Origin of the sequence: Streptomyces sp. NPDC000134 (assembly GCF_042899225.1) — a bacterium.
Lineage (GTDB): Bacteria > Actinomycetota > Actinomycetes > Streptomycetales > Streptomycetaceae > Streptomyces.
The window spans coordinates 130619-155667 of the sequence record NZ_JBIAZN010000004.1 but is presented as its reverse complement, the minus strand read 5'-3'; the positions used below and the strand labels follow the sequence as shown (position 1 = coordinate 155667).

The window sequence follows — 25049 nt, the reverse complement described above, 5'->3', positions numbered from 1 at the left end:
TGTCCCGCCTCACCGCGTGGGGCACGGAGCGTCGCCGTGTTCACGCGGTCTTCGGTTCCACGAACTGCATGTCGAGCTGGATTCTCACCACGTCCCCGAGCAGCCCGGGAGCGAAGTCCAGACCGAAGTCGCCGCGCCGGATCTCACCCGTCGCCTCGAACCCGGCGTGCCGGCCCGCGCCCTCGACCGGCACGTCCACGAGCCCGCCGAACTCCACCGCGAGCGGCACCGGCCGCGTCACCTCGCCGATCGTCAGCTCGCCCTCCATGGTCCAGTCCGCGCCCTCGCCCGACACCCGCGTCGAGCGGTACGTCATGGTCGGGCGCTTCTCCACGTCGAGCAGGTCGGAGGCGCGCACATGGGCGTCCCGGTCGGCGTTCCCGGTGTCGATCGAGGCCAGGTCGATCGTGGCCGAGACCCGGACGTCCTCGGCGGTCGCACCGACGTACAGATCGGCCTCGACCTTGCCGAAACGTCCCCGCACCTTGGCGATGCCCAGGTGCCGGACGGCGAAGTTCACGGCGGAGTGCAGCGGGTCCAGCTCCCAGCGGCCCGACGGGATCGGCAGAGCGGCGGCAGCGGCGGCGCGGGTCGTGCCCGCGGTGGCGGAGTCGTTCGTCATGCCCACCACCCTGTGCGCTCCGCGCCCGGCCAGGGAGACCGGCTTGAGCGTGGTAGTCACAGGGACACCCTCCGGGGCCCGCGCGTTGGTACGTTCGCACCGTGAGCGACAACGACCTGGGCACGTTCCTGCGCGGCCAACGCGAAGCCGTCACCCCCGCCGAGGCCGGGCTGCCCACCGGGCCCCGCCGCCGCACCCCCGGCCTGCGCCGCGCCGAACTGGCCACCCTCGCCGGCATCAGCGTCGAATACCTCACCCGGCTCGAACAGGGACGCGACCGCAACCCGTCCGCCCAGGTCCTCGGCGCCCTCGCCGACGTGCTGCACCTCTCGCTCGCCGACCGGATGCTGCTGCGCCGGCTGACCCAGGAGGCGGACTGCGGCGAGGACCCGCTGATCTGCGCCGCGGCCCCGCCGCTCAGCAGCACCGCGCGCCCCACCGTCCGCGCCGTACTGGACCGCCTGGACCCGACCCCCGCCGTCGCCCTCAACTGGATCGGCGACGTCCTCGCCCGCAACAGGGCGTACGAACGGCTGGTCGGCCCGGTCGGAATGCTCGACGCCGAGCGGCCCAACCTGCTCCGCTACCTGTTCACCGACGCACGGGCCCGCACGGCGTTCCCGGACTGGGAGCAGGTCGCCGACGACCTGGTCGCCCAGTTGCGGCACGACGTACCGCTGCGGGACCCGTACGTCGCCGAACTGGCCGACGAGCTGACGGTGACGGCCGGGGCGGAGTTCGCCGACCGGTTCGCCGACCTCTCCCTTGCGCCGCGCCGGGTCGGCAACCGGCGCGTCGAGCACCCCGAGGCCGGTGTGCTGCGCCTGCTGCACGAGACGCTCGCGCTGCCCGAGGACGGCCAGCGGATCGTCGTCCACCTCCCCGCGGACGACTCCACGGCCGCCGCCCTCGACCGCCTCGCGGGCCTCCGCCCCGGCGCCCTGCGGGCCGTACCGGCGGCCGGCTGAACCGCCGTCAGTCCGCCAGTTCGCGGGCGTACGGCGGTTCCGCGCCCGCGCGGGAGCAGGTGACGGCCGCGGCGCGCGCCGCGAACCGCAGCAGCTCCGCCCAGCCGTCCGGACCGAGCGCGCCCAGCGCCTGCTCGTTCAGCGCGTCCCGGACGGCCAGACCGTGCAGCAGCGCCGCGTTCACGGTGTCGCCCGCGCCGATGGTGTCGACGACGTCCACCCGCTCGCCCGGCACCGCGTACTCGCCGCCGTCCCGGGTGAAGACGGTCAGCCCGGCACCGCCCCGGGTGACCACGACCGCCGCCGGGCCCGCCGCCAGCCACTCCCGGGGCGTGCCGCCCAGCCACTCGGCGTCCTCGGCGGACAGCTTCAGCAGCGACACCGACGGCAGCCAGCTCTCGAACCTAGCCCGGTAGGCGTCCGGATCGGCGATGAGACCCGCCCGGATGTTCGGGTCCAGCGCCGTGAACACCCCCCGCGCCGCCGCGTCCCGCATCAGCTCCTCGTACGCGCTCGCCCCCGGCTCCAGCACCAGCGAGCACGTGCCGAAGGAGACCGCCCGGGTGCCCGGCGGCAGCGCGGCGGGCGTGCCGAACAGCCGGTCCGCCGTGCCCTCCACGTAGAAGGAGTACGCGGCCGAACCGTCCGCGCCGACCGTGGCGACGGCGAGCGTCGTCGGCTCCGCCCCGCGCTGCACCCCCGACACGTCCACGCCGGTTCGGCGCAGCCGGTCCAGCAGCGCCTCGCCGAACGCGTCGTACGACACCCGGGAGCAGAAGGCGGTGGGGGAGCCGAGGCGGCCCAGCGCGACGGCCGTGTTGTACGGCCCGCCGCCGAGCGCCGGGGTCAGGGCGGCCAGCGCGCCCCGGCCCTGCGGTACCAGATCGATCAGTGCCTCACCGGCGACGACGATCACGGGTGGTCCTCTCTGGTGTGGTGGGGGTTTCGGGTGTGTCGGGGGACCCGGACGACTTGGGGGCCCTGCGGGTCTTGCGGGTCTTGGTGGCCTTGGGGGACTGGGGCGGGTAGTGGTCGGTGGGTGCGGGTGGGGCGTCCTCGGGGCAGCCGCAGGAGGTGCGGTGTACGAAGGCGCAGGGCAGCCGTACGGTCCGGGCGGGCCGGTCCGGTTCCGCCAGCCGCTCCAGGAGGAGCCGGACGGCCTGGGCGCCGAGTTCCCGGCTGGGCTGGGCCACGGCGGTGAGCCGGGGTGAGAAGAGGTCCGCCCAGTCGAAGTCGTCGAAGCAGCACAGCGCCATGTCGCCGGGCACGGACAGCCCGCGGTCCCGCAGGGCGCGCAGCGCGCCGATGGTCATCGCGTTGTTGGCCGTGACCAGCGCGGACGGCGGCACCGCGAGGGACAGCAGCTCGGCCGCGGCCCGTTGCGCACCGGCCGACTCGGAGTCGCCGTGCACCAGCAGCCGCTCGTCGTACGGCAGACCGGCCGCCGCCAGGCCGTGCCGGTACCCGGTGATCCGCTCGCGCGTGGTGCTGAGTCCGGGCCGGCCGGCGACCAGCCCGATCCGCCGGTGCCCCAGCCCGGCCAGATGCATGACCAGCCGGGTCGTCGGTTCGGCACCGGCCGCGCAGACCTGGTCGATGTGCGGGGCGCCGTCGTCGGGGACGTCGACCGTCCGGTCGAGGAACACGGTCGGTACGCGGTGCCGCCGCAGGTAGGCGACGAGTGCGCCCGGGTCGGCGGAGGGTGCCACGATCATGCCGTCGACACGGCGTTCGTACAGAAGCTGGACGACCTGCCGTTCATGGCCGGGGTCGTCGTGCGGGTCGGCGATGAGCAGTCCGTAACCCTGTTCCAGGGCGGCGGTCTCGACGCCCTGGAGGATCTCGGTGAAGTACGGGTTGCTGACCGCGGAGACGGCCAGTCCGATGGACCGGGTGCGTGCGGTCACCAGGGAGCGGGCGAGGGTGTTCGGGGTGTAGCCCAGCTCCTCGATCGCGTCCAGGACCGCTTGGCGGGTGTGCGGCAGGACGGGCCGGGTGTCGTTCAGGACGTGCGAGACGGTGGCGACGGAGACGCCGGCGCTTCGCGCCACATCGGCCATGGTCGGCATCGGCGGGCTCTCTCCTGTCGGTCGATGGCGGGACGGTATCGCATCGGAAGGGGTGGGTAAACGTTTGCGCAAGCGTTTACGCAATCGCTTGCGCGAGCGGTTGCGCACTCGTTCGCGGGCCCGCCCCCACCCCCCACCGTCCCCCTCGATATCGTCGACCCGACCGACCCGCCCCCTCCGACCCCGACCAGGGAGTCCGCATGCCTGCCCGTCCCGCCGTCCCGAGCCGTCGTACCGTCCTGCGCTCGGTGGCCGTCGTCCCCGTCGCCGGAGTGGGGGCGGCCGCGTGCGGGCCGGACGGCGGGGCGGACGCGGCGGCGGCGCCGACCGCTGCTGTCGACCTGGGCGCGGAGAAGGAGGTCGCGGAGGGGAGCGCCAAGCTGTACCGGGATCACCATGTGGTGGTCAGCCGGGGGCAGGACGGTTCCTTGAAGGCGTACAGCACGGTGTGCACGCACGCGGGGTGTGCCATCGACAGGCTGGAGGGGACCCGGCTCGTCTGTCCCTGTCACGGCAGCGAGTTCGACGCCCGGACCGGTGAGGTGCTGCACGCCCCGGCCACCGTGCCGTTGGAGGAGCTGTCCGTCGAGGCGAAGGGCGGCAGGATCGTCGCGGGGCCGGCAGCCTGACGTCCGGCCCGTGTTCCCCGGCCCTCGGCCTTCAGCGCCGGCCGTCGGCCGGGTCAGGCCCAGTCCCATCCGATGCCGACGAGACCCGGCCGTACGCGGGATTCCACGAGGTGGACGCAGCGGTGGGCGTCGCTGAGGGCGAGTGCCTGGCACCTGCCGCGCGGGGTGGTCGCCGACTGCTGGGTGAACCGGTGGCAGCGCACCGGTCGTGCGGCCGCGTCGAACCGGACCTGGAGCGCGTACTGCCCGCCCGCCGCGTCGAACTCCCGGGCGTACTCGTGCGACACGCCCGCGGTGCCGTCCACGACGCCGTAGCGGAAGAGGTAGGTGTCACCGGTGCGCAGCCGGGTGTCGAACAGCAGCTCGGCGACCAGGACGCCGGTGTCGTGGTGCCGGCGGACGCGGCCGGTGCGGCAGTTCTCCAGCGCGTGGACGGTCATGCGCTCCGGTGCGCACCCCGGGTCGCCGTGGTGGACGGCCAGGAAGCGGTCGACGCCGTCCCGGCGGGCGCGGACGATGTGGTGCTCCTCGCGGTCGGCCAGTTCGCGGCGCGGTCCGATGCGGACCTGTTCGTGGTGGCCGAGGGTGTGCAGCCCGCCGTCCGGCTGCTGGCCCAGCTCGGCCAGCAGTCGGTCCACCGTGCCGGAGACCGCCACGCGCGCTTGGCGCCGGCGGGCCGCGAACTGCTGCCCCCGCTGCCCCGCTGTGCTCGCCGCGCCCGCGACGCCCGCCGTGCCCGTCCCGTTCCCGGTCTCGCCGAGCAGCCGGAGCAGCGACTGGGCCGGCAGGTGGAGGATCTCCTCCAGCGCCCGCACGGCCCGCAGCGACTCGGGGCGCTGCGGGCGCCGGGCACCCTGCTGCCAGTAGCTCAGACTGGTGACGCCCACCTTCACGCCGCGGCGCGATAGATGGTGCTGCACGCGTTGCAGCGGCAGCCCCCGCGCGGCTATCGCGGTGCGCAGCGCGACATGGAAGGGCCCACCGCGCAGGACGGAGTCCAGTTCGGCGCCGGCGGCGTCCGCGTGCTGTGGGGCGTGCGGCATGCAGGGGCTCCTCTGTGAAGGCTCGTCGCGGCGGTTCGGGCCCGCCGGACGCGGATCGGCAGGGGCCGCCCCCGGTGCGGCGCGGAGGAGTCCTCACATCCGTACGCCGCTTCGGCCCCCGGGTCCCCCCGCATTGAAGCGTGTCGGCCAGGTCCCGACAACACTTCCGACCCGACGGCCGCGCGCTGCTGGCCGAGACCGCACCGTCCGCCCGCGCGGGGCGCCGGGCATGATCGACGGGCGACGCGGCACGTCGTCCACGGGCCCGCCGGACTGTCGGTCCTCGCAAGTAGGGTGTGAGTCATGGCCGACCCCTCCAGCTACCGCCCCAGTCCGGGACAGATCCCGGACTCGCCGGGGGTGTACAGGTTCCGCGACGAGCACCGCCGGGTGATCTACGTCGGAAAGGCGAAGAGCCTGCGCCAGCGCCTGGCCAACTACTTCCAGGACCTGGCGAACCTGCACCCCCGCACCCGCACCATGGTCACCACGGCCGCGTCCGTGGAGTGGACGGTGGTGTCCACGGAGGTGGAGGCGCTCCAGCTCGAGTACTCCTGGATCAAGGAGTACGACCCGCGGTTCAACGTGAAGTACCGCGACGACAAGAGCTACCCGTACCTCGCGGTGACGATGAACGAGGACTTTCCGCGGGTGCAGGTGATGCGCGGCCACAAGAAGAAGGGTGTGCGGTACTTCGGCCCGTACGCGCACGCGTGGGCGATCCGGGACACGGTCGACCTCCTGTTGCGCGTCTTCCCGGTCCGCACCTGCTCGGCCGGCGTCTTCAAGAACGCGGCCCGGACCGGCCGCCCCTGTCTGCTCGGCTACATCGGCAAGTGCTCCGCACCCTGCGTCGGCCGGATCTCGCCCGACGACCACTGGGACCTGGCCGACGAGTTCTGCGACTTCATGACCGGCCGCACGGGCACCTATCTGCGCCGCCTGGAGAAGCAGATGGCCGAGGCGGCCGAGGAGATGGAGTACGAGCGGGCGGCCCGGCTGCGCGACGACATCGAGGCCCTGAAGAAGGCCATGGAGAAGAACGCGGTCGTGCTCGCCGACGCGACCGACGCCGACCTGATCGCCGTCGCCGAGGACGAGCTGGAGGCGGCCGTCCAGATCTTCCACGTGCGCGGCGGACGCGTGCGCGGTCAGCGCGGCTGGGTCACCGACAAGGTCGAGGAGATCACCACCGGCGCCCTCGTCGAGCACGCGCTGCAGCAGTTGTACGGCGAGGAGACGGGGGACGCCGTCCCCAAGGAGGTCCTGGTCCCGGCGCTGCCCGACCCGGTGGAGCCGGTCCAGCAGTGGCTCACCGACCGCCGCGGGTCGGGCGTGTCGCTGCGCATCCCGCAGCGCGGCGACAAGAAGGCGCTCATGGAGACCGTGCAGCGCAATGCCCAGCAGGCGCTGGTGCTGCACAAGACCAAGCGTGCCTCCGACCTGACCACGCGCTCGCGTGCGCTGGAGGAGATCGCCGGGGCCCTCGGTCTGGACAGCGCCCCGTTGCGCATCGAGTGCTACGACATCTCCCATCTCCAGGGGGACGACGTCGTGGCCTCCATGGTCGTCTTCGAGGACGGGCTCGCCCGCAAGAGCGAGTACCGGCGGTTCCAGATCAAGGGATTCGCGGGGCAGGACGACGTCCGGTCCATGCATGAGGTGATCACCCGCCGCTTCCGCCGCTACCTCGCCGAGAAGGAGCGCACGGGCGAGTGGGCGGACGGCCCGCAGACCCCGGCCGACCCGCGGTCCCCGGACGCCCGGCCGCTCCCGGACGGCACCCTCAAGGCGGACACGGGCACGGACACGGGCACGGACGCGTCCCCGGCTCCCCGCACGGACCCGGCCCACGACCCGCGCGTGTTCCCGGACGCGGACGCCGACCTCCCCCTCGACAGCGGTCTCAAAGACGACGACGGCCGCCCCAAGCGTTTCGCGTACCCGCCGCAGCTCGTCGTCGTCGACGGTGGGCAGCCGCAGGTGGCCGCGGCCCAGCGGGCCCTGGACGAGCTGGGCATCGACGACATCGCGGTGTGCGGTCTGGCCAAGCGGCTGGAGGAGGTCTGGCTGCCCGGCGAGGACGACCCGGTGGTGCTGCCCCGCACCAGTGAGGGCCTGTACCTGCTCCAGCGCGTCCGCGACGAGGCCCACCGCTTCGCGATCACCTACCAGCGGGCCAAGCGCGCCAAGCGTTTCCGCGCCAGCCCCCTGGACGACGTCCCGGGTCTGGGTGAGACCCGTAAACAGGCTCTGATCAAGCACTTCGGTTCGCTGAAGAAGCTGCGCGCGGCGACCGTCGACGAGATCCGCGAGGTGCCCGGCATAGGCCGCAAGACGGCCGAGACGGTCGCCGCGGCGCTCGCCCAGGCGGCCCCGGCCGCGCCCGCCGTGAACACGGCGACCGGCGAGATCATGGAAGACGACGAAGGGGCGCCCGAAACGACGGCGGACGCCCCGGGGGAGCCCGTGACCACGGGCGCCCCGGACGAAAGACGGGGGCAGGAGACATGACCGAGCACGAGACACGGCCCACGAGCGGCCGAGAACACGCCGCGGGCACGACCGGGCGGGAACCGGCCGCGGGCACGACCGCGCGGGAAGACGCCGCGGGCACGACCGGCGGGGGTGCCGTCCCGCCGGCGGCCGGCCCCGACCGGCAGGACGACGGAGCACAGGTGAGCACGGGCAGCACGGGCAGCACGGGCAGTACTACAGGGAGCACGGGCAAGGACAACGGCGGGGTGCCCGAGGCGGCCATCCCCGAGCTGGTGATCATCTCCGGCATGTCGGGGGCCGGGCGGTCGACGGCCGCCAAGTGCCTGGAGGACCTCGGCTGGTTCGTGGTGGACAACCTGCCGCCCGCGCTGATCCCCACCATGGTGGAGCTGGGCGCCCGCTCGCAGGGCAACGTGGCCAGGATCGCGGTCGTGGTCGACGTCCGCGGCCGCCGCTTCTTCGACAACCTGCGCGAATCCCTGGCCGACCTCGACGCCCGCGGGGTCACCCGGCGGATCGTCTTCCTGGAGTCGTCGGACGAGGCCCTGGTGCGCCGCTTCGAGTCGGTGCGCCGCCCGCACCCCCTCCAGGGCGACGGCCGGATCGTCGACGGCATCGCCGCCGAGCGGGAACTGCTGCGCGAGCTGCGCGGCGACGCCGACCTGGTGATCGACACCTCCAGCCTCAACGTGCACGAGCTGCGCGCCAAGATGGACGCCCAGTTCGCCGGCGAGGAGGAGCCGGAGCTGCGGGCCACCGTCATGTCGTTCGGCTTCAAGTACGGGCTGCCGGTCGACGCCGACCTGGTGGCGGACATGCGCTTCCTGCCCAACCCGCACTGGGTCCCGGAGCTGCGCCCGTTCACCGGCCTGAACGAGGAGGTGTCGGCGTACGTCCTGAACCAGCCGGGGGCGAAGGAGTTCCTCGACCGCTATGCCGAACTGCTCCAGCTCGTGGCCGCGGGCTACCGTCGGGAGGGCAAGCGCTATGTGACCATCGCCGTCGGCTGCACCGGCGGCAAGCACCGCTCCGTCGCCATGTCGGAGAAGCTCGCCGCCAGGCTCGCGGCCGAGGGTGTGGAGACGGTGGTCGTGCACCGGGACATGGGACGGGAATGACAGGACGTACTCCGCGGCTGAGCAGGCTGCGCCGGGCGGTGTCCGAAGGACGCGGCAGCCGGCCCGTAGAGGCGCGCGGCGGCAAGCCGCGCCGCCGGGGCGCCCAGCCCAAGGTCGTCGCCCTCGGCGGCGGCATGGGCCTGTCCGCCTCGCTCGCCGCACTGCGCCGGATCACCGGCGACCTCACCGCCGTCGTCACGGTGGCCGACGACGGCGGCTCCAGCGGGCGCCTGCGCGACGAGCTGGGGGTACTGCCCCCCGGCGACCTGCGCAAGGCGCTGGCCGCGCTCTGCGGCGACGACGACTGGGGCCAGACCTGGGCCAGGGTCATCCAGCACCGCTTCCAGTCCCAGGGCGACCTGCACGAGCACGCGGTCGGCAATCTGCTGATCGTCGCCCTGTGGGAGCAGCTCGGCGACCATGTCCAGGCGCTGGACCTGGTCGGCAAGCTGCTCGGCGCGCACGGGCGGGTGCTGCCCATGTCCGCCGTGCCGCTGGAGCTGCAGGCCCTGGTCAAGGGCCACGACCCGGAGCGGCCGGGGGACGTCGACACCGTCCGCGGGCAGGCGACCGTGGCGCTCACGCCCGGCGAGGTGCAGTCGGTGCACCTGGTGCCGGCCGACCCGCCGGCCGTCCCCGAGGCGGTCGAGGCGGTCCTCGACGCCGACTGGGTGGTCCTCGGCCCCGGCTCCTGGTTCTCCTCCGTCATCCCGCATCTGCTGGTGCCCGATCTGCTGGACGCCCTCACCGGGACGAAGGCCCGCCGGGTGCTGTCACTGAACCTCGCCCCGCAGCCAGGAGAAACCGAGGGCTTCTCCCCGCAGCGTCATTTGGAGGTTTTGGGGCGACACGCCCCTAAACTCGCCCTGGACGTGGTGCTGGCCGACGAGGCCGCCGTGCCCGACCGGGACTCGCTCACCGACGCCGCCAAGCGGTTCGGCGCCGCGGTCGAGCTGGCGCCGGTGGCCCGGACCGACGGGACCCCGAGGCACGACCCGGAGCTGCTGGCCGCCGCGTACGACCGTATTTTTCGGATGCATGGAAGGATCGGCCCATGGCGATGACGGCAGCGGTGAAGGACGAGGTCTCGCGACTTCCCGTCACCCGTACCTGCTGCAGGAAGGCGGAGGTCTCCGCCATTCTGCGGTTCGCCGGCGGCCTTCACCTGGTCAGCGGACGCATCGTGATCGAGGCGGAGCTGGACACCACCAGTGCCGCCCGGCGGCTCAAGCGGGACATCCTGGAGATCTTCGGCCACAGCTCGGAGCTGATCGTGATGGCGCCGGGCGGACTGCGCCGCGGTTCGCGCTACGTCGTCCGGGTCGTCGCGGGCGGTGACCAACTGGCCCGGCAGACCGGTCTGGTCGACGGCCGGGGCCGCCCCATCCGCGGCCTGCCCCCGCAGGTGGTCTCGGGGGCCACCTGCGACGCCGAGGCCGCCTGGCGCGGGGCCTTCCTGGCGCACGGTTCGCTGACCGAGCCCGGCCGTTCCTCCTCCCTGGAGGTGACCTGCCCGGGGCCGGAGGCCGCGCTCGCGCTGGTCGGCGCCGCCCGCCGGCTGTCGATCGCCGCGAAGGCCCGCGAGGTGCGCGGGGTGGACCGGGTCGTGGTCCGCGACGGCGACGCGATCGGCGCCCTGCTCACCCGGCTCGGCGCCCATGACTCCGTGCTGGCCTGGGAGGAGCGGCGGATGCGCCGCGAGGTCCGCGCCACCGCCAACCGCCTGGCCAACTTCGACGACGCCAACCTGCGCCGTTCCGCCCGCGCGGCGGTCGCCGCCGGTGCCCGGGTGCAGCGCGCCCTGGAGATCCTCGGCGACGACGTCCCCGAGCACCTCGCGGCGGCCGGCCGGCTCCGCATGGAGCACAAGCAGGCGTCCCTGGAGGAGCTGGGCGCGCTGGCCGACCCGCCGCTGACCAAGGACGCCGTCGCCGGCCGTATCCGGCGGCTGCTGGCCATGGCCGACAAGCGCGCCACCGACCTCGGCATCCCGGGCACGGAGGCGAACCTCTCCGAGGAACTGGCCGACAACCTCGCGGGCTGACCGGCCGCCCCTGGCCGATCACCGCGCGGGTCGGCCCGTGCCCTTGGCCGATGACCGCGCGGGTCGGCCCGTGTGCTTGGCCGATGACCGCGCGGGCTGGCCCGTACCCCGGCCGACAGCCCCGCGGGCTGGCCCGTCCCCCCGGCCGATGACCGCGCGGGTCGCCCGTCCCCCCCGGTCGACAGCCCCGCGGGCTGACCCGGCCCCCGGCCGCTCACCTCACGCACTCACCCCCGCCCCCCGCCCCCCGCCCCTCGCGCCCGGAACCCAGAACCCCTGACCAGACGCCCCCAACACGCCGGTCCCCACCGCCACTTGAGTGGCAGGGGCCGGCGTGACGCGTGTCGTGGACGGGCTCTTGACTCGATCATGGAGTGTCATGAGCCTGGCATCTGTTCGCCGCCGTGGCGGACCACGCTAGGGGGGTTCATGAGACGCAGAGCGAGATCGATCCTCGCCGTCGGCACGCTCCTGATCGGCGGAGCGAGCTTCGCACCCGTCGCCCAGGCCCAGTCCGGGGCCGCCGCGTCCCAGGACGCGGACGAGGTGAAGGTCTTCCGCGCCGACGTCACCCAGCGGCAGGTACCCCTGCTGCTGGCCGCCGGCCAGGACGGGCATGAACTCGGCGAGCAGGTGCCCGCCGAGGGCACCGCCACCGTCGAGGTGTACCTCACCGACCAGCAGGCCGAGGACCTGGAGAAACAGGGCGTCGACCTCACCGAACACACCCTGTCCGCCCGCGCCGAACAGCGAGTCGAGGCCGCCGCCGACGGCGTCTTCCGGCCGTACAGCGGCAGCGGCGGGCTGAAGGAGGAACTCCTCCGGACCGCCCAGGAGAACCCCGGCCTCACCAAGGTCGTCTCCATCGGCAAGACCGTCAACGGACAGGACATCCTCGCGCTGAAGCTCACCAAGGGCGCGAAGTACACCAAGGACGGCTCCAAGCCGTCCGTGCTGTACGCGTCCAACCAGCACGCGCGTGAGTGGATCACCCCGGAGATGACCCGGCGGCTGATGCACCACTACCTGGACAACTACCGGACCGACCGGCGCATCAAGAAGATCGTCGACAGCACCGAACTGTGGTTCCTGCTCTCGGCCAACCCCGACGGCTACGACTACACCTTCCAGGACACCGACAACCGCCTGTGGCGCAAGAACCTGCGGGACGTCAACGGCGACGGCGCCATCAGCACCGGCGACGGCGTCGACCTCAACCGCAACTTCGCCTACAAGTGGGGCTACGACGACGAGGGCTCGTCCCCCAACCCCACCAGCCAGACCTACCGCGGCCCCGGCCCGAACTCCGAGCCCGAGACCAAGGCCCTGGACGCCTTCGAGAAGCGGATCGGCTTCACGTACGGCATCAACTACCACTCCGCCGCCGAACTGCTGCTCTACGGCGTCGGCTGGCAGGTGGCCACCGACACCCCGGACGACGTCCTGTACCGGGCGCTGGCCGGCACCCCCGGCAACTCGGCGATCCCCGGCTACCGCCCGCAGGTCTCCTCGGAGCTGTACACCACCAACGGCGAGGCGGACGGCCACGCCGCCAACGTCAACGGCATGGCGATGTTCACCCCCGAGATGTCGACCTGCCAGACCGCCTCGGACCTCGACCCGGACGACGAGTGGAACGCGGGCGACTGCCAGTCCGGTTTCAACTTCCCGGACGACGAGAAGCTGATCCAGCAGGAGTTCGAGAAGAACGTCCCGTTCGCGCTCTCCGTCGCCGAGACCGCGCAGCACCCGGACCGGCCGTCCTCCGCGGTCGGCCTGGACGCCCCCGACTTCACCCCGAAGACCTTCAGCACCTCCTACGCACGCGGCGCCGGCCAGGAGGTCGCCGTCGTCGCCCGCAAGGCGGTGCGCCACAAGGAGCTGAAGTACCGCGTCAACGGCGGACGGACGCACGACACGTCGCTGCGCCCCTGGAAGGGCGGCGAGACCTACGGCGGCGAGGACAACCTCTACTTCGACGAGTACCGGGCCGAGGTGCGGTACGCGGACCCGGGCGACAAGGTCGAGGTCTGGTTCACCGGCGAGGACCGGCGGGGCAGGCGCGTCTCCAGCGAGCGCTTCACCTACACCGTGGCCGCCCGGCCGCGCGCCGACGTCCTGGTGGTCGCCGAGGAAGGCGCCAAGGCCACCCGGGCGCAGACGTACGTGGACGCCCTGAGGGCGGCGGGCCACCGGGCCGTCGTGTGGGACGTCGCCACCCAGGGCGCGCCCGACGCGCTCGGCGTCCTCGCCCACTTCGGCACCGTCGTGCACTACACCGGCGCGGCCGCCCCCGGCAACGCCACCCAGCTCCAGTTGCGCGCCTACCTCAACGAGGGCGGCAAGCTGGTCGAGGCGGGCGAGCAGGCCGGCGGCACCGTCGACCTCGGCGAAGGCAACCTGTCGGACGACTTCAGCCAGTACTACCTGGGCGCCTACACCCGCACCTCGACCCCCGGGGCCACCGCGTTCACCGGCTCCGGACGGCTGGCGGGCGTCGGCGGCACGCTCGGCGCCGCCCCCGGCAACCCGCTGGACCAGGCCGGCACCTACAGCGTCACCTCCGACGAACTGCCGGTCGAGGAGTACCCGCAGTTCGCCAGCGAGGGCGCCGGGCAGTTCGCCGGGACGGTCAACCCGTACGGGCCCTACGCGGGCTCCTACATGGCCGCCGCCGTGCACACCGACGACGCCTACAAGCGGCTGAGTCGGACCGTCGACCTGACCGGCGTCACCGCGGCCCAGCGGCCGGCGTTCACCACGCGTCTGCTGTGGAACACCGAGCGCGGCTACGACCACGTCCTGGTGGAGGCGCGCACCGCGGGCGGCGACGACTGGACGACCCTGCCCGAGGCGGGCGGCGCCACCAGCAGCGCCGTCCCCGCCGAGTGCTCGGCCGGCTACTACCTCGACGAGCACCCCTGGCTGGAGCACTACCTGACCCTCGGTGACGACGGCTGCGCCGCCACCGGCACCACCGGGTCCTGGAACAGCCTCACCGGGGCCTCCGACGGCTGGCAGCAGGTCTCGTTCGACCTGAGCGCGTACGCCGGGAAGAACGTGGAGATCTCGCTCAGTTACGTCACCGACCCCGGCACCGGCGGACGCGGCGTCCTCGCCGACCAGGCGTCCCTGGTCGTCGGCGGCACCGCGACCGAGACCGAGGGCTTCGAGACCTCCCTCGGCGCCTGGCACGTCGCCGGACCGCCCGCGGGCAGCCCGGCCGTCCTGCGGGACTGGACGCGCACCGGAACGCTGTTCCAGACGTACGGAGCGGTCACCACCGACGACACCGTGCTGCTGGGCTTCGGCCTGGAGCACCTCACCTCCGCCGCCGACCGGACGGCATTGATCCGCAAGGCACTGGGAACCCTGGACGAGTGACATCGCCGGTCAACAGGGAGTGAGACCCCGTAGCCAAAACGGGTGATCTTTCCCTGGCAACTCCGGGCGGTCCGTACCCCTACCGGTGGGTACGGGCCGCCGTGCCGTGTACGGCCCTCTCGATGTCACCCCCGGGCCTTTGGGGAGGTAGGGTCGTATGCGGTCGGGGACATCCCATACAGCTCGCCGGCATTCGAGCCGGCGTACCAACGAGGAGATCGGTTCGTGACGATCCGCGTAGGCATCAACGGCTTTGGCCGCATCGGTCGTAACTACTTCCGCGCGCTGCTGGAGCAGGGTGCAGACATCGAGATCGTGGCTGTCAACGACCTGGGTGACACCGCGACCACCGCTCACCTGCTGAAGTACGACACGATCCTCGGGCGCCTCAAGCAGGAGGTCACCCACACCGAGGACACCATCACCGTCGGCGGCAAGACCATCAAGGTCCTCGCCGAGCGCAACCCCGCCGACATCCCCTGGGGCGAGCTGGGCGTCGACATCGTCATCGAGTCGACCGGCATCTTCACCAAGAAGGCCGACGCCGAGAAGCACATCGCCGGCGGCGCCAAGAAGGTCCTCATCTCGGCTCCGGCCAAGGACGAGGACGTCACCATCGTGATGGGCGTCAACCAGGACACGTACGACCCGGCGAACCACCACGTCATCTCCAACGCCTCCTGCACCACCAACTGTGTGGCGCCGATGGCCAAGGTCCTCGACGAGAACTTCGGCATCGTCAAGGGCCTGATGACGACGGTGCACGCGTACACCAACGACCAGCGCATCCTGGACTTCCCGCACAAGGACCTGCGCCGCGCCCGCGCCGCCGCCGAGAACATCATCCCGACCACCACCGGCGCCGCCAAGGCGACCGCCCTGGTGCTCCCGCAGCTCAAGGGCAAGCTGGACGGCATGGCCATGCGCGTCCCGGTCCCGACCGGTTCGGTCACCGACCTGGTCATCGAACTGTCCCGCGAGGTCACCAAGGAAGAGGTCAACGCCGCCTTCCAGAAGGCCGCCGAGGGCGAGCTGAAGGGCATCCTGGAGTACACCGAGGACCCGATCGTCTCCTCGGACATCGTCAACGCCCCGGCGTCCTGCACCTTCGACTCCTCCCTGACCATGGTCCAGGAGGGCAAGAGCGTGAAGGTCATCGGCTGGTACGACAACGAGTGGGGTTACTCCAACCGCCTCGTCGACCTCACGGTCTTCGTCGGCAACCAGCTCTGACCGACGGTCGCGGCAGCAGGGCTCGGACAGCACCACGCGTGTGCCGTCCGAGCCCTGACTCGCGTCCGGCACGACCAGCCCTCGTAGGATCACGAGCGTTCCAGAGTCCCAGGAGTTGCTGCATGAAGACGATCGACGAACTGCTCTCCGAAGGCGTCGCGGGCAAGCGCGTCTTCGTCCGCGCCGACCTCAACGTCCCGCTGGACGGCACCACCATCACCGACGACGGCCGCATCCGCGCCGTGCTGCCCACCGTCAAGGCCCTGGCCGACGCGGGCGCGCGGGTGATCGTCGCCTCGCACCTGGGCCGCCCCAAGGGCGCCCCGGACCCCGCCTTCTCCCTCGCGCCCGCCGCCGCCCGCCTCGGTGAGCTGCTCGGCGCCGACGTCGCCTTCGCCGAGGACACCGTCGGCCCCTCCGCCGAGGCGGCCGTCGGCGGCCTCGCCGACGGCCGGGTCGCGGTCGTCGAGAACCTGCGCTTCAACGCCGGGGAGACGTCCAAGGACGACGCCGAGCGCGCCGCCTTCGCCGACAAGCTGGCCGGCCTCGCCGACGTCTACGTCGGCGACGGCTTCGGCGCCGTGCACCGCAAGCACGCCTCGGTCTTCGACCTGCCGAAGAAGCTCCCGCACTACGCCGGCTACCTCATCGCCACCGAGGTCGGCGTCCTGAAGAAGCTCACCGACGACGTCCAGCGCCCCTACGTGGTCGCGCTCGGCGGCGCCAAGGTCTCCGACAAGCTCGCCGTCATCGACCAGTTGCTCGGCAAGGCCGACAAGCTGCTCATCGGCGGCGGCATGGCCTACACCTTCCTCAAGGCCAAGGGCTACGAGGTCGGCATCTCCCTGCTCCAGGAGGACCAGGTCCCGGCCGTCAAGGAGTACATCGAGCGCGCGGAGAAGAACGGCGTGGAGCTGGTGCTCCCCGTCGACGTGCTGGTGTCCACCGAGTTCCCGGACCTGAAGGCCAAGGCCCCGACCCACCCCGCCACCGTCGCCGCGGACGCCATCCCCGCCGACCAGGAGGGCCTGGACATCGGCCCGGAGACCCGCAAGCTGTACGCCTCGAAGCTCGCCGACGCGGCCACCGTCTTCTGGAACGGCCCCATGGGCGTCTTCGAACACCCCGACTACGCCGAGGGCACCAAAGCGGTCGCCCAGGCCCTCATCGACGCCCCGGGCTTCACCGTGGTCGGCGGCGGCGACTCCGCCGCCGCCGTCCGCACCCTGGGCTTCGACGAGAACGCATTCGGCCACATCTCGACCGGCGGCGGCGCCTCCCTCGAATACCTCGAGGGCAAGACGCTCCCCGGTCTCGCCGCACTGGAGGACTGAACCTCGATGACCACCCGTACGCCGCTGATGGCGGGCAACTGGAAGATGAACCTCAACCACCTGGAGGCCATCGCCCACGTCCAGAAGCTCGCCTTCGCCCTGGCCGACAAGGACTACGAGGCCGTCGAGGTCGCCGTACTGCCGCCCTTCACCGACCTGCGCTCGGTGCAGACCCTGGTCGACGGGGACAAGCTGCGGATCAAGTACGGCGCCCAGGACATCTCGGCCCACGACGGCGGTGCCTACACCGGCGAGATCTCCGGCCCGATGCTGGCCAAGCTGAAGTGCACCTACGTCGCGGTCGGCCACTCCGAGCGCCGGCAGTACCACGCCGAGACCGACGAACTGATCAACGCCAAGGTCAAGGCCGCCTACAAGCACGGCCTGACCCCGATCCTGTGCGTCGGCGAGGAACTGGACGTCCGCGAGGCGGGCAACCACGTCACCCACACCCTCGCCCAGGTCGAGGGCGGTCTGCGGGACCTCCCGGCCGAGCAGGCCCGTACCGTCGTCATCGCCTACGAGCCGGTGTGGGCCATCGGCACCGGCAAGGTCTGCGGCGCCGAGGACGCGCAGGAGGTCTGCGCGGCGATCCGCGGCAAGCTCGCCGAGCTGTACTCGCAGGAAGTGGCCGACGAGGTCCGCATCCAGTACGGCGGCTCGGTCAAGTCGGGCAACGTCGCCGAGATCATGGGGCAGGCCGACATCGACGGCGCCCTGGTCGGCGGCGCCTCGCTGGACGCCGACGAGTTCGTCAAGATCGTCCGCTTCCGGGACCAGTAGTCCCAGCAGTGAGTATGCGGTGACGGCGATACGTCGTACCCTGGCGGGGTCCAGCAGTTCGTGCTGGACCCCGTCGTCCGTCAGAATCCGAGGAAGTTGGTCCAGCCGTGGTTATGGGGTTCTCGATCGCCCTGATCGTCTTCAGCCTGCTGCTGATGCTGCTGGTGCTGATGCACAAGGGAAAGGGCGGCGGCCTCTCCGACATGTTCGGTGGCGGTATGCAGTCGTCCGTCGGCGGCTCCTCGGTCGCCGAGCGCAACCTCGACCGGATCACCGTCGTGGTCGGTCTGCTCTGGTTCGTGTGCATCATCGTGCTCGGCCTGCTGATGAAGGCCAACAACTAGGGCCTGGTCGATCCGCACTTCCGCACGTAAGGCCCCATGTTCGGGTACGCGCCCCCCGGCGCGGCCTATCATGGGGCTTGCGTCTGGACGGGGGGCGGGTAACTCCCATCACTGGACGCGCGTTGGGCCTTACGTAGACTGAGGCGCTCGCAGCGAAGCGAAACGTCGACTCGCTTCGCGGCACCATCACGCAGGGAGTTACGACCGTGGCAAGTGGCAACGCGATCCGAGGTAGCCGGGTCGGGGCGGGGCCGATGGGCGAGGCCGAGCGCGGCGAGTCCGCCCCGCGCCTGCGCGTCTCCTTCTGGTGTTCCAACGGGCATGAGACGCAGCCGAGCTTCGCCAGCGACGCGCAGGTGCCCGACACGTGGGACTGTCCGCGCTGCGGCTTCCCGGCCGGGCAGGACCGGGACAACCCGCCGGACCCACCGCGCACCGAGCCCTACAAGACCCACCTGGCGTATGTGCGTGAGCGCCGCAGCGACGCGGACGGCGAGGCGATCCTCGCCGAGGCGCTCGCCAAACTGCGGGGCGAGATCTAGGAGTTGAGACCGGCCGGGCACTCACGAGGTGCCCGGCCGGACCCGTCTTCACCCTGCCCGGCGCCGCGCCGGTACCGGGGAGCACGCCGGACGTACCCGTTGTTGGTCCGGATGCCGGGCCGACGACAGGCCGCGCCGTGCCCTGATCAATTAGGTTGGGACCGGCAGCGGGGACCGGCAGGAAAGAAGGCGGAAGTCAGAAATGAACGCAGACGGCCGTACCAGGCTCAACCGGACGCCCGAATGGACCGCACTCGCCGAGCACCGCGAGGAACTGGGCGAGGTGCGCCTGCGCGAGCTGTTCGGGACCGACCCCGGACGCGGCACCGGATACACCCTCCGGGTGGGCGATCTGTACGTCGACTACTCCAAGCACCTCGTCACCGACGAGACCCTGCGGCTGCTGCGCGAGCTGGCCGCCGCCACCGATGTGTTCGGCCTCAGGGACGCCATGTTCCGCGGTGAGCGGATCAATGTCACCGAGGACCGGGCGGTGCTGCACACCGCGCTGCGCGCCCCGGCCGACGCGGTGGTCGAGGTCGACGGCGAGAACGTGGTGCCGAAGGTGCACGCCGTGCTCGGCAAGATGGCCGGGTTCGCCGACCGGGTCCGCTCGGGCGAGTGGAAGGGCCACACCGGCAAGCGCATCCGCACCGTCGTCAACATCGGCATCGGCGGCTCCGACCTCGGCCCCGCGATGGCCTACGAGGCGCTGCGCGCCTTCACCGACCGGGACCTCACCGTCCGCTTCGTCTCCAACGTGGACGGCGCCGACCTGCACGAGGCGGTCCGCGACCTGGACCCGGCCGAGACACTGTTCGTCATCGCGTCGAAGACGTTCACCACCATCGAGACCATCACCAACGCGACCTCGGCCCGGTCCTGGCTGCTGGCCGGCCTCGACGGGGACGAGAAGGCGGTCGCCGAGCACTTCGTCGCCCTGTCGACCAACGCGGAGAAGGTCGCCGCGTTCGGCATCGACGTCGAGAACATGTTCGAGTTCTGGGACTGGGTCGGCGGCCGGTACTCCTACGACTCGGCGATCGGCCTCTCCCTGATGATCGCCATCGGCCCGGACCGGTTCCGGGAGATGCTCGACGGCTTCCGCCTCGTCGACGAGCACTTCCGCACCGCGCCCGCCGAGTCCAACGCCCCGCTGCTGCTCGGCCTGCTCGGCGTCTGGTACGGCAACTTCCTGGGCGCCCAGTCGCACGCGGTACTGCCGTACTCGCACTACCTGTCGAAGTTCACCGCCTACCTCCAGCAGCTCGACATGGAGTCCAACGGCAAGTACGTCGCGCGGGACGGGCGCGAGGTCGAGTGGGAGACCGGGCCGGTGGTGTGGGGCACGCCGGGCACCAACGGGCAGCACGCCTACTACCAGTTGATCCACCAGGGCACCAAGCTGATCCCGGCGGACTTCATCGGCTTCGCCCGGCCCGTCGCCGAGCTGAGCGGGGAGCTGAAGGCCCAGCACGACCTGCTGATGGCCAACTTCTTCGCCCAGACCCAGGCCCTGGCCTTCGGCAAGACCCCCGACGAGGTCCGCGCCGAGGGCGTGCCCGAGGAACTGGTGCCGCACAAGACGTTCAAGGGCGGCCACCCCACCACCACGATCCTGGCCACCGAGCTGACCCCGTCGGTCCTCGGCCAGTTGATCGCGCTCTACGAGCACAAGGTGTTCGTGCAGGGCGCGATCTGGAACATCGACTCCTTCGACCAGTGGGGCGTCGAACTCGGCAAGGTCCTCGCCAAGCGCGTCGAACCCGCCCTCACCGAGGGCGCCGAGGTACCCGGCCTGGACGCCTCCACCGAGGCCCTGGTCGGCGCCTACCGGGAGCTGCGCGGCCGGCGGTGAGAAGGCCGGCCGGCGACGGCGGACCCCCGCACGCCCGTCGAGGCGGCGGGGGTCCGTGGCCGGGCCGTCCGGCCCGTGTTCACGCCGAGGCCGGCGGGTACAGCGAGCGCGGCAACCGGGAGGCCGCCGCCGAGTCCAGCAGCCACAGCGTGCGGGCACGGCCCACCGCGCCCGCCGCCGGAGCCTGGATCTCGCCCGCCCCGGACAGGGCGATCGCCGCGGCCTGCGCCTTGTCCTCACCGGCCGCGAGCAGCCACACCTCGCGGGCGGCCCGGATCGCCGGAAGGGTGAGCGTCACCCGGGTCGGCGGCGGCTTGGGCGAGCCGTGCACGCCGACCACCGTGCGCTCGGTCTCCCGGACCGCGGGCAGCTCCGGGAAGAGCGAGGCGACATGCGTGTCCGGGCCGACGCCGAGCAGCAGGACGTCGAAGGAGGGCACGGCGGCGTGGTTCTCCGGCCCGGCGGACCGCGCCAGCTCCTCCGCGTACGCCGCGGCGGCGGCGTCGGCGTCGGAGCCGTACGGGCCGTCGGAGGCCGGCATCGCGTGCACCCGCTCCGGGTCCAGCGGCACCGAGTCCAGCAGGGCCTCGCGGGCCTGCGTGACATTGCGGTCCGGGTCGCCCTCGGGCAGGAACCGCTCGTCGCCCCACCACAGGTCGAGGCGGCCCCAGTCGACGGCGTCCCGGGCGGGCGAGGAGGCCAGCGCGGCCAGCAGCCCGTTGCCGTTGCGGCCGCCGGTCAGCACCACGGACGCGTAGCCCCGGGAGGTCTGCGCGTCCACGACCTTGGTGATGAGCCGGGCCGCGGCGGCCTCGGCCATCAGTTCCTTGTCGCGGTGCACGACCAACTGCGGGGTGTGCGCGCTCACTTCGACGCCGCCTTCTTCGCCGGTGCCTTCTTCTGCGCCGCCCGCTTCGCGGGTGCCTTCGCGGCCTTCTCGACCGGAGCGGGCTCGGCGACGGGCCGGTCCCCGGCCGGGTCGCCCCCGGCCGGCGAGGCCAGCCGCTCCACCCCGTACCGCAGTGCGGCGGCGTAGGTGTCGTCCGGGTCGAGGCGGCGCAGCTCCTCGGCGATCAGCTCGGCCGTGTCCCGGCGCTTGAGCGCCACCGCACGGTCGGGCTGGCCCTCGATGCTCAGCGTGGCCAGCGTGCCGTCCGCCCGGTCCAGGACGATCGGCCCGCAGTCCGTCTCCATCCGGACCGCGGTCAGTCCCGGCCCGGCGGAGTGCGCGCGCTCGACCGGCACGCCGAGCTTGTCCGCCAGCCACATGGCCAGCAGCTCGCAGCTCGGGTTGAACTCCTCGCCCTCCACCTCCACCGACCGCACCTCGCAGTCGACCTGGTCCAGGGCGGCCGCGAGCATCGAACGCCACGGCGTGATCCGGGTCCAGGACAGGTCGGTGTCGCCGGGGGTGTAGGCCGCGGCGCGGGCGGTCAGGGCCCGTACCGGCTCCTCCGAGGCGTAGGTGTCGGTGACCCGGCGCTGGGCGAGGGCGCCCAGGGGGTCGTTGGCCGGGTCCAGCGGGGCGTCCACCGGCCACCACACGACGACCGGGGCGTCGGGCAGCAGCAGCGGCAGGACCACCGACTGGGCGTGCTCGGACACCTCGCCGTGCAGCCGCAGGATGACGGTCTCGCCGGTGCCGGCCTCCGCGCCGAGGCGGACCTCGGCGTCCAGCCGGGACTTGGTGCGGTCCCGGGGGGATCGGGAGACCCGCTTGATGACCACGAGGGTGCGCGAGGGGTGCTCGTGCGAGGCGTCGTTCGCGGCCTTCAGCGCGTCGTAGGCGTTCTCCTCGTCGGTGACGACGACCAGCGTGAGCACCATGCCGACGGCCGGGGTGCCGATGGCCCGGCGGCCCTGCACCAGCGCCTTGTTGATCTTGCTGGCCGTGGTGTCGGTCAGGTCCGTCTTCATGGCCGGCGCCAGCTCCGTCCGTCTCGCTGCAGCATCTGGTCCGCCTCGACGGGTCCCCAGGTTCCGGCCGGGTACTGGGCCGGGGTGCCGTGGGTGTCCCAGTACTCCTCGATCGGGTCGAGGATCTTCCAGGACAGCTCCACCTCCTCCGTGCGCGGGAAGAGGTTGGCGTCGCCCAGCAGGACGTCGAGGATGAGGCGCTCGTACGCCTCCGGGCTGGACTCGGTGAAGGACTCCCCGTACGCGAAGTCCATCGACACGTCCCGGATCTCCATGGAGGTGCCGGGCACCTTGGAACCGAAGCGGACGGTGACCCCCTCGTCGGGCTGGACGCGGATCACGATCGCGTTCGACCCGAGTTCCTCGGTCGCCGTCTGGTCGAAGGGGGAGTGCGGGGCGCGCTGGAAGACCACCGCGATCTCGGTGACCCGGCGGCCCAGCCGCTTGCCGGTGCGCAGGTAGAACGGGACCCCGGCCCAGCGGCGGTTGTCGATGCCGACCTTGATCGCCGCGTAGGTGTCGGTCTTCGACTTGCCGTCGATGCCGTCCTCTTCGAGGTAGCCGATGACCTTCTCGCCGCCCTGCCAGCCCGCCGCGTACTGGGCGCGCACGGTGTCGCGGCCCAGGTCGCCGGGCAGCTTGACCGCGCCGAGCACCTTGGTCTTCTCCGCGGCCAGCGCGTCGGCGTCGAAGGAGGCGGGCTCCTCCATCGCGGTCAGCGCCAGCAGTTGGAGCAGGTGGTTCTGGATGACGTCGCGGGCGGCGCCGATGCCGTCGTAGTAGCCGGCCCGGCCGCCGATGCCGATGTCCTCGGCCATGGTGATCTGCACGTGGTCGACGTAGGACCGGTTCCAGACCGGCTCGAACATCGTGTTGGCGAAGCGCAGCGCCAGGATGTTCTGGACGGTCTCCTTGCCCAGGTAGTGGTCGATGCGGAAGACCTGGTCGGGGGCGAAGACCTCGTGGACGATGGAGTTGAGTTCCTCGGCCGACCTCAGGTCGTGGCCGAAGGGCTTCTCGATGACCGCGCGGCGCCAGGAGCCGCCCTTCTGGTCGGCCAGCCCGTGCTTCTTGAGCTGCTGGATGACCACGGGGAAGGACTTGGGCGGCACCGACAGGTAGAAGGCGAAGTTGCCGCCCGTGCCCTGGGCCTTGTCCAGTTCCCCGATGGTGGCGCGCAGCCGCTCGAACGCCTCGTCGTCGTCGAAGGTGCCCTGGACGAAGCGCATCCCCTGGATGAGCTGCTGCCAGACCTCCTCGCGGAAGGGCGTACGGGAGTGTTCCTTGACGGCGTCGTGCACGACCTGGGCGAAGTCCTCGTGCTCCCAGTCGCGGCGGGCGAAGCCGACGAGCGAGAAGCCCGGCGGCAGCAGACCCCGGTTGGCGAGGTCGTACACGGCGGGCATGAGCTTCTTGCGTGAGAGGTCGCCGGTGACGCCGAAAATGACCAGGCCCGACGGCCCCGCGATACGCGGGAGCCGCCGGTCTGCGGGGTCACGCAGCGGATTGCCGCTTGACAAGGTGGTCAGCCCTCCGAGGGGGCGAGGCGCTGGAGCTCCGCCTCGGTCGACTTCAGCAGGTCGGTCCAGGCCGACTCGAACTTCTCGACGCCCTCGTCCTCCAGCAACTGGACGACCTCGTCGTACGAGATGCCGAGCGCCTCGACCGCGTCGAGGTCGGCACGGGCCTGCTCGTAGGTGCCGGACACGGTGTCGCCCTTGATCTCGCCGTGGTCCTCGGTGGCCACCAGGGTGGCCTCCGGCATGGTGTTCACGGTGTTCGGGGCGACCAGCTCGGTGACGTACATGGTGTCGCTGTACGCCTTGTCCTTCACGCCGGTCGACGCCCACAGCGGACGCTGCTTGACGGCGCCGGCCTTCTCCAGGGCCGCCCAGCGGTCGGAGGAGAAGATCTCCTCGTACGCCTGGTAGGCGAGGCGGGCGTTGGCGATGGCGGCCTTGCCGCGCAGCGCCTTGGCCTCGTCGGTGCCGAGCGCGTCGATCCGCTTGTCGATCTCGGTGTCCACGCGGGACACGAAGAAGGACGCCACCGAGTGGATCTGCGACAGGTCCAGGCCGCGCTCCTTGGCCTTCTCCAGGCCGGTCAGGAACGCGTCCATGACCTTGCGGTAGCGCTCCAGGGAGAAGATCAGCGTGACGTTGACGCTGATGCCCAGGCCGATGGTCTCGGCGATCGCCGGGATGCCCGCCTCGGTGGCCGGGATCTTGATCAGGGCGTTGGGGCGGTCCACCAGCCAGGCGAGCTGCTTGGCCTCGGCGACGGTCGCCTTGGTGTTGTGCGCCAGGCGCGGGTCGACCTCGATGGAGACCCGGCCGTCCTGGCCGCCGGTGGCGTCGAAGACGGGGCGCAGGATGTCGGCGGCGTCGCGGACGTCCGCCGTGGTGATCATGCGGATGGCCTCTTCGACGGTCACCCGGCGGGCGGCGAGGTCGGAGAGCTGCAGGTCGTAGCCGTCGCCCTCCGAGATCGCCTTCTGGAAGATCGACGGGTTGGTGGTGACGCCCACGACGTGCTGCTGGTCGATCAGCTCGGCGAGGTTGCCGGACGTGATCCGCTTGCGCGACAGGTCGTCCAGCCAGATCGCCACGCCTTCATCGGAGAGGCGCTTGAGTGCGTCTGTCATGGAAATTGCATCTCCTAC

The 25049-nt window shown here is 72.0% G+C and carries 21 protein-coding genes; 13 read left to right on the top strand and 8 right to left on the bottom strand.

The annotated features are described in order from the left end of the window. Positions 1 to 40 precede the first annotated feature (40 nt). Complete coding sequence (locus ACFY32_RS07660) at positions 41 to 622, bottom strand: YceI family protein (protein WP_390673673.1); 582 nt, start codon at positions 620 to 622, stop codon at positions 41 to 43. 101 nt (positions 623 to 723) lie between these two features. Here ACFY32_RS07660 and ACFY32_RS07655 point away from each other — a divergent pair, with 101 nt between their 5' ends. Further along, the gene (locus ACFY32_RS07655; RefSeq protein ID WP_390673672.1) at positions 724 to 1590 is read left to right on the top strand and encodes a helix-turn-helix domain-containing protein; all 867 of its coding nucleotides are present in this window, start codon (positions 724 to 726) and stop codon (positions 1588 to 1590) included. 7 nt (positions 1591 to 1597) lie between these two features. On the opposite strand, the gene ACFY32_RS07650 is transcribed toward ACFY32_RS07655, so the two are convergent. Both ACFY32_RS07650 and ACFY32_RS07645 read right to left on the bottom strand, forming a co-directional pair. Next, the gene (locus ACFY32_RS07650; protein WP_390673671.1) at positions 1598 to 2506 is read right to left on the bottom strand and encodes a carbohydrate kinase; all 909 of its coding nucleotides are present in this window, start codon (positions 2504 to 2506) and stop codon (positions 1598 to 1600) included. After that, positions 2487 to 3659, bottom strand: coding sequence for a LacI family DNA-binding transcriptional regulator (locus ACFY32_RS07645; RefSeq protein WP_390673670.1), 1173 nt, complete (start codon positions 3657 to 3659; stop codon positions 2487 to 2489). The genes ACFY32_RS07650 and ACFY32_RS07645 overlap by 20 nt, the downstream gene beginning before the upstream one ends. Before the next feature lie 200 nt (positions 3660 to 3859). Between ACFY32_RS07645 and ACFY32_RS07640 the strand changes: the two genes are divergently transcribed. Next, positions 3860 to 4288, top strand: coding sequence for a Rieske (2Fe-2S) protein (locus ACFY32_RS07640; protein WP_390673669.1), 429 nt, complete (start codon positions 3860 to 3862; stop codon positions 4286 to 4288). A gap of 53 nt (positions 4289 to 4341) precedes the next feature. Here the strand turns inward: ACFY32_RS07640 and ACFY32_RS07635 are convergent, their stop codons facing one another. Continuing rightward, a complete protein-coding gene (locus tag ACFY32_RS07635) occupies positions 4342 to 5331 on the bottom strand; it encodes a hypothetical protein (RefSeq protein ID WP_390673668.1) in 990 nt (329 codons plus the stop codon). A gap of 303 nt (positions 5332 to 5634) precedes the next feature. Here ACFY32_RS07635 and uvrC point away from each other — a divergent pair, with 303 nt between their 5' ends. The 11 genes from uvrC (at position 5635) to pgi (ending at position 20470) form a co-directional block, all read left to right on the top strand. Continuing rightward, positions 5635 to 7845: an excinuclease ABC subunit UvrC gene (gene uvrC, locus ACFY32_RS07630; RefSeq protein WP_390673667.1), complete on the top strand. Its 2211-nt coding sequence runs from the start codon at positions 5635 to 5637 to the stop codon at positions 7843 to 7845. Further along, positions 7842 to 8948 carry an RNase adapter RapZ gene (gene rapZ / locus ACFY32_RS07625; RefSeq protein WP_390673666.1) on the top strand — a complete coding sequence of 369 codons (1107 nt, stop codon included), beginning with the start codon at positions 7842 to 7844 and terminating at the stop codon, positions 8946 to 8948. Before uvrC ends, rapZ begins: the two co-directional genes overlap by 4 nt. After that, positions 8945 to 10012, top strand: coding sequence for a uridine diphosphate-N-acetylglucosamine-binding protein YvcK (gene yvcK / locus ACFY32_RS07620; protein WP_359204295.1), 1068 nt, complete (start codon positions 8945 to 8947; stop codon positions 10010 to 10012). The genes rapZ and yvcK overlap by 4 nt, the downstream gene beginning before the upstream one ends. Further along, positions 10003 to 10992 carry a DNA-binding protein WhiA gene (gene whiA, locus ACFY32_RS07615; RefSeq protein ID WP_359204298.1) on the top strand — a complete coding sequence of 330 codons (990 nt, stop codon included), beginning with the start codon at positions 10003 to 10005 and terminating at the stop codon, positions 10990 to 10992. Before yvcK ends, whiA begins: the two co-directional genes overlap by 10 nt. Before the next feature lie 429 nt (positions 10993 to 11421). After that, entirely contained in the window at positions 11422 to 14376 is a 2955-nt protein-coding gene (locus ACFY32_RS07610) for a M14 family zinc carboxypeptidase (protein WP_359204301.1), read from the top strand. 225 nt (positions 14377 to 14601) lie between these two features. Then, positions 14602 to 15609, top strand: coding sequence for a type I glyceraldehyde-3-phosphate dehydrogenase (gap, locus tag ACFY32_RS07605; RefSeq protein WP_359204304.1), 1008 nt, complete (start codon positions 14602 to 14604; stop codon positions 15607 to 15609). A gap of 122 nt (positions 15610 to 15731) precedes the next feature. Further along, positions 15732 to 16943, top strand: a complete 1212-nt coding sequence (locus ACFY32_RS07600) for a phosphoglycerate kinase (protein ID WP_359204307.1) — start codon at positions 15732 to 15734, stop codon at positions 16941 to 16943. Between the two features lie 6 nt (positions 16944 to 16949). Next, positions 16950 to 17726 carry a triose-phosphate isomerase gene (gene tpiA / locus ACFY32_RS07595; RefSeq protein WP_359204310.1) on the top strand — a complete coding sequence of 259 codons (777 nt, stop codon included), beginning with the start codon at positions 16950 to 16952 and terminating at the stop codon, positions 17724 to 17726. Positions 17727 to 17839: 113 nt separating this feature from the next. Beyond that, complete coding sequence (secG, locus tag ACFY32_RS07590) at positions 17840 to 18070, top strand: preprotein translocase subunit SecG (protein ID WP_359204314.1); 231 nt, start codon at positions 17840 to 17842, stop codon at positions 18068 to 18070. A 206-nt stretch (positions 18071 to 18276) separates the two neighbouring features. Next, positions 18277 to 18612: an RNA polymerase-binding protein RbpA gene (locus ACFY32_RS07585; protein ID WP_078066843.1), complete on the top strand. Its 336-nt coding sequence runs from the start codon at positions 18277 to 18279 to the stop codon at positions 18610 to 18612. Positions 18613 to 18814: 202 nt separating this feature from the next. After that, on the top strand, positions 18815 to 20470 hold the full coding sequence (gene pgi, locus ACFY32_RS07580) for a glucose-6-phosphate isomerase (protein WP_390673665.1): 1656 nt from the start codon (positions 18815 to 18817) through the stop codon (positions 20468 to 20470). 79 nt (positions 20471 to 20549) lie between these two features. Here pgi and pgl read toward each other — a convergent pair whose 3' ends face one another. Genes pgl through tal form a run of 4 tightly spaced genes read right to left on the bottom strand, consistent with a single transcriptional unit; the run spans position 20550 to position 25031 of the window. Then, positions 20550 to 21338 carry a 6-phosphogluconolactonase gene (gene pgl / locus ACFY32_RS07575; protein ID WP_359200715.1) on the bottom strand — a complete coding sequence of 263 codons (789 nt, stop codon included), beginning with the start codon at positions 21336 to 21338 and terminating at the stop codon, positions 20550 to 20552. After that, on the bottom strand, positions 21335 to 22387 hold the full coding sequence (opcA, locus tag ACFY32_RS07570) for a glucose-6-phosphate dehydrogenase assembly protein OpcA (RefSeq protein WP_359200713.1): 1053 nt from the start codon (positions 22385 to 22387) through the stop codon (positions 21335 to 21337). Before opcA ends, pgl begins: the two co-directional genes overlap by 4 nt. Continuing rightward, the gene (gene zwf, locus ACFY32_RS07565; protein ID WP_390673772.1) at positions 22384 to 23916 is read right to left on the bottom strand and encodes a glucose-6-phosphate dehydrogenase; all 1533 of its coding nucleotides are present in this window, start codon (positions 23914 to 23916) and stop codon (positions 22384 to 22386) included. Before zwf ends, opcA begins: the two co-directional genes overlap by 4 nt. Beyond that, entirely contained in the window at positions 23913 to 25031 is a 1119-nt protein-coding gene (tal, locus tag ACFY32_RS07560; protein WP_359200709.1) for a transaldolase, read from the bottom strand. Before tal ends, zwf begins: the two co-directional genes overlap by 4 nt. Positions 25032 to 25049 lie beyond the last annotated feature (18 nt).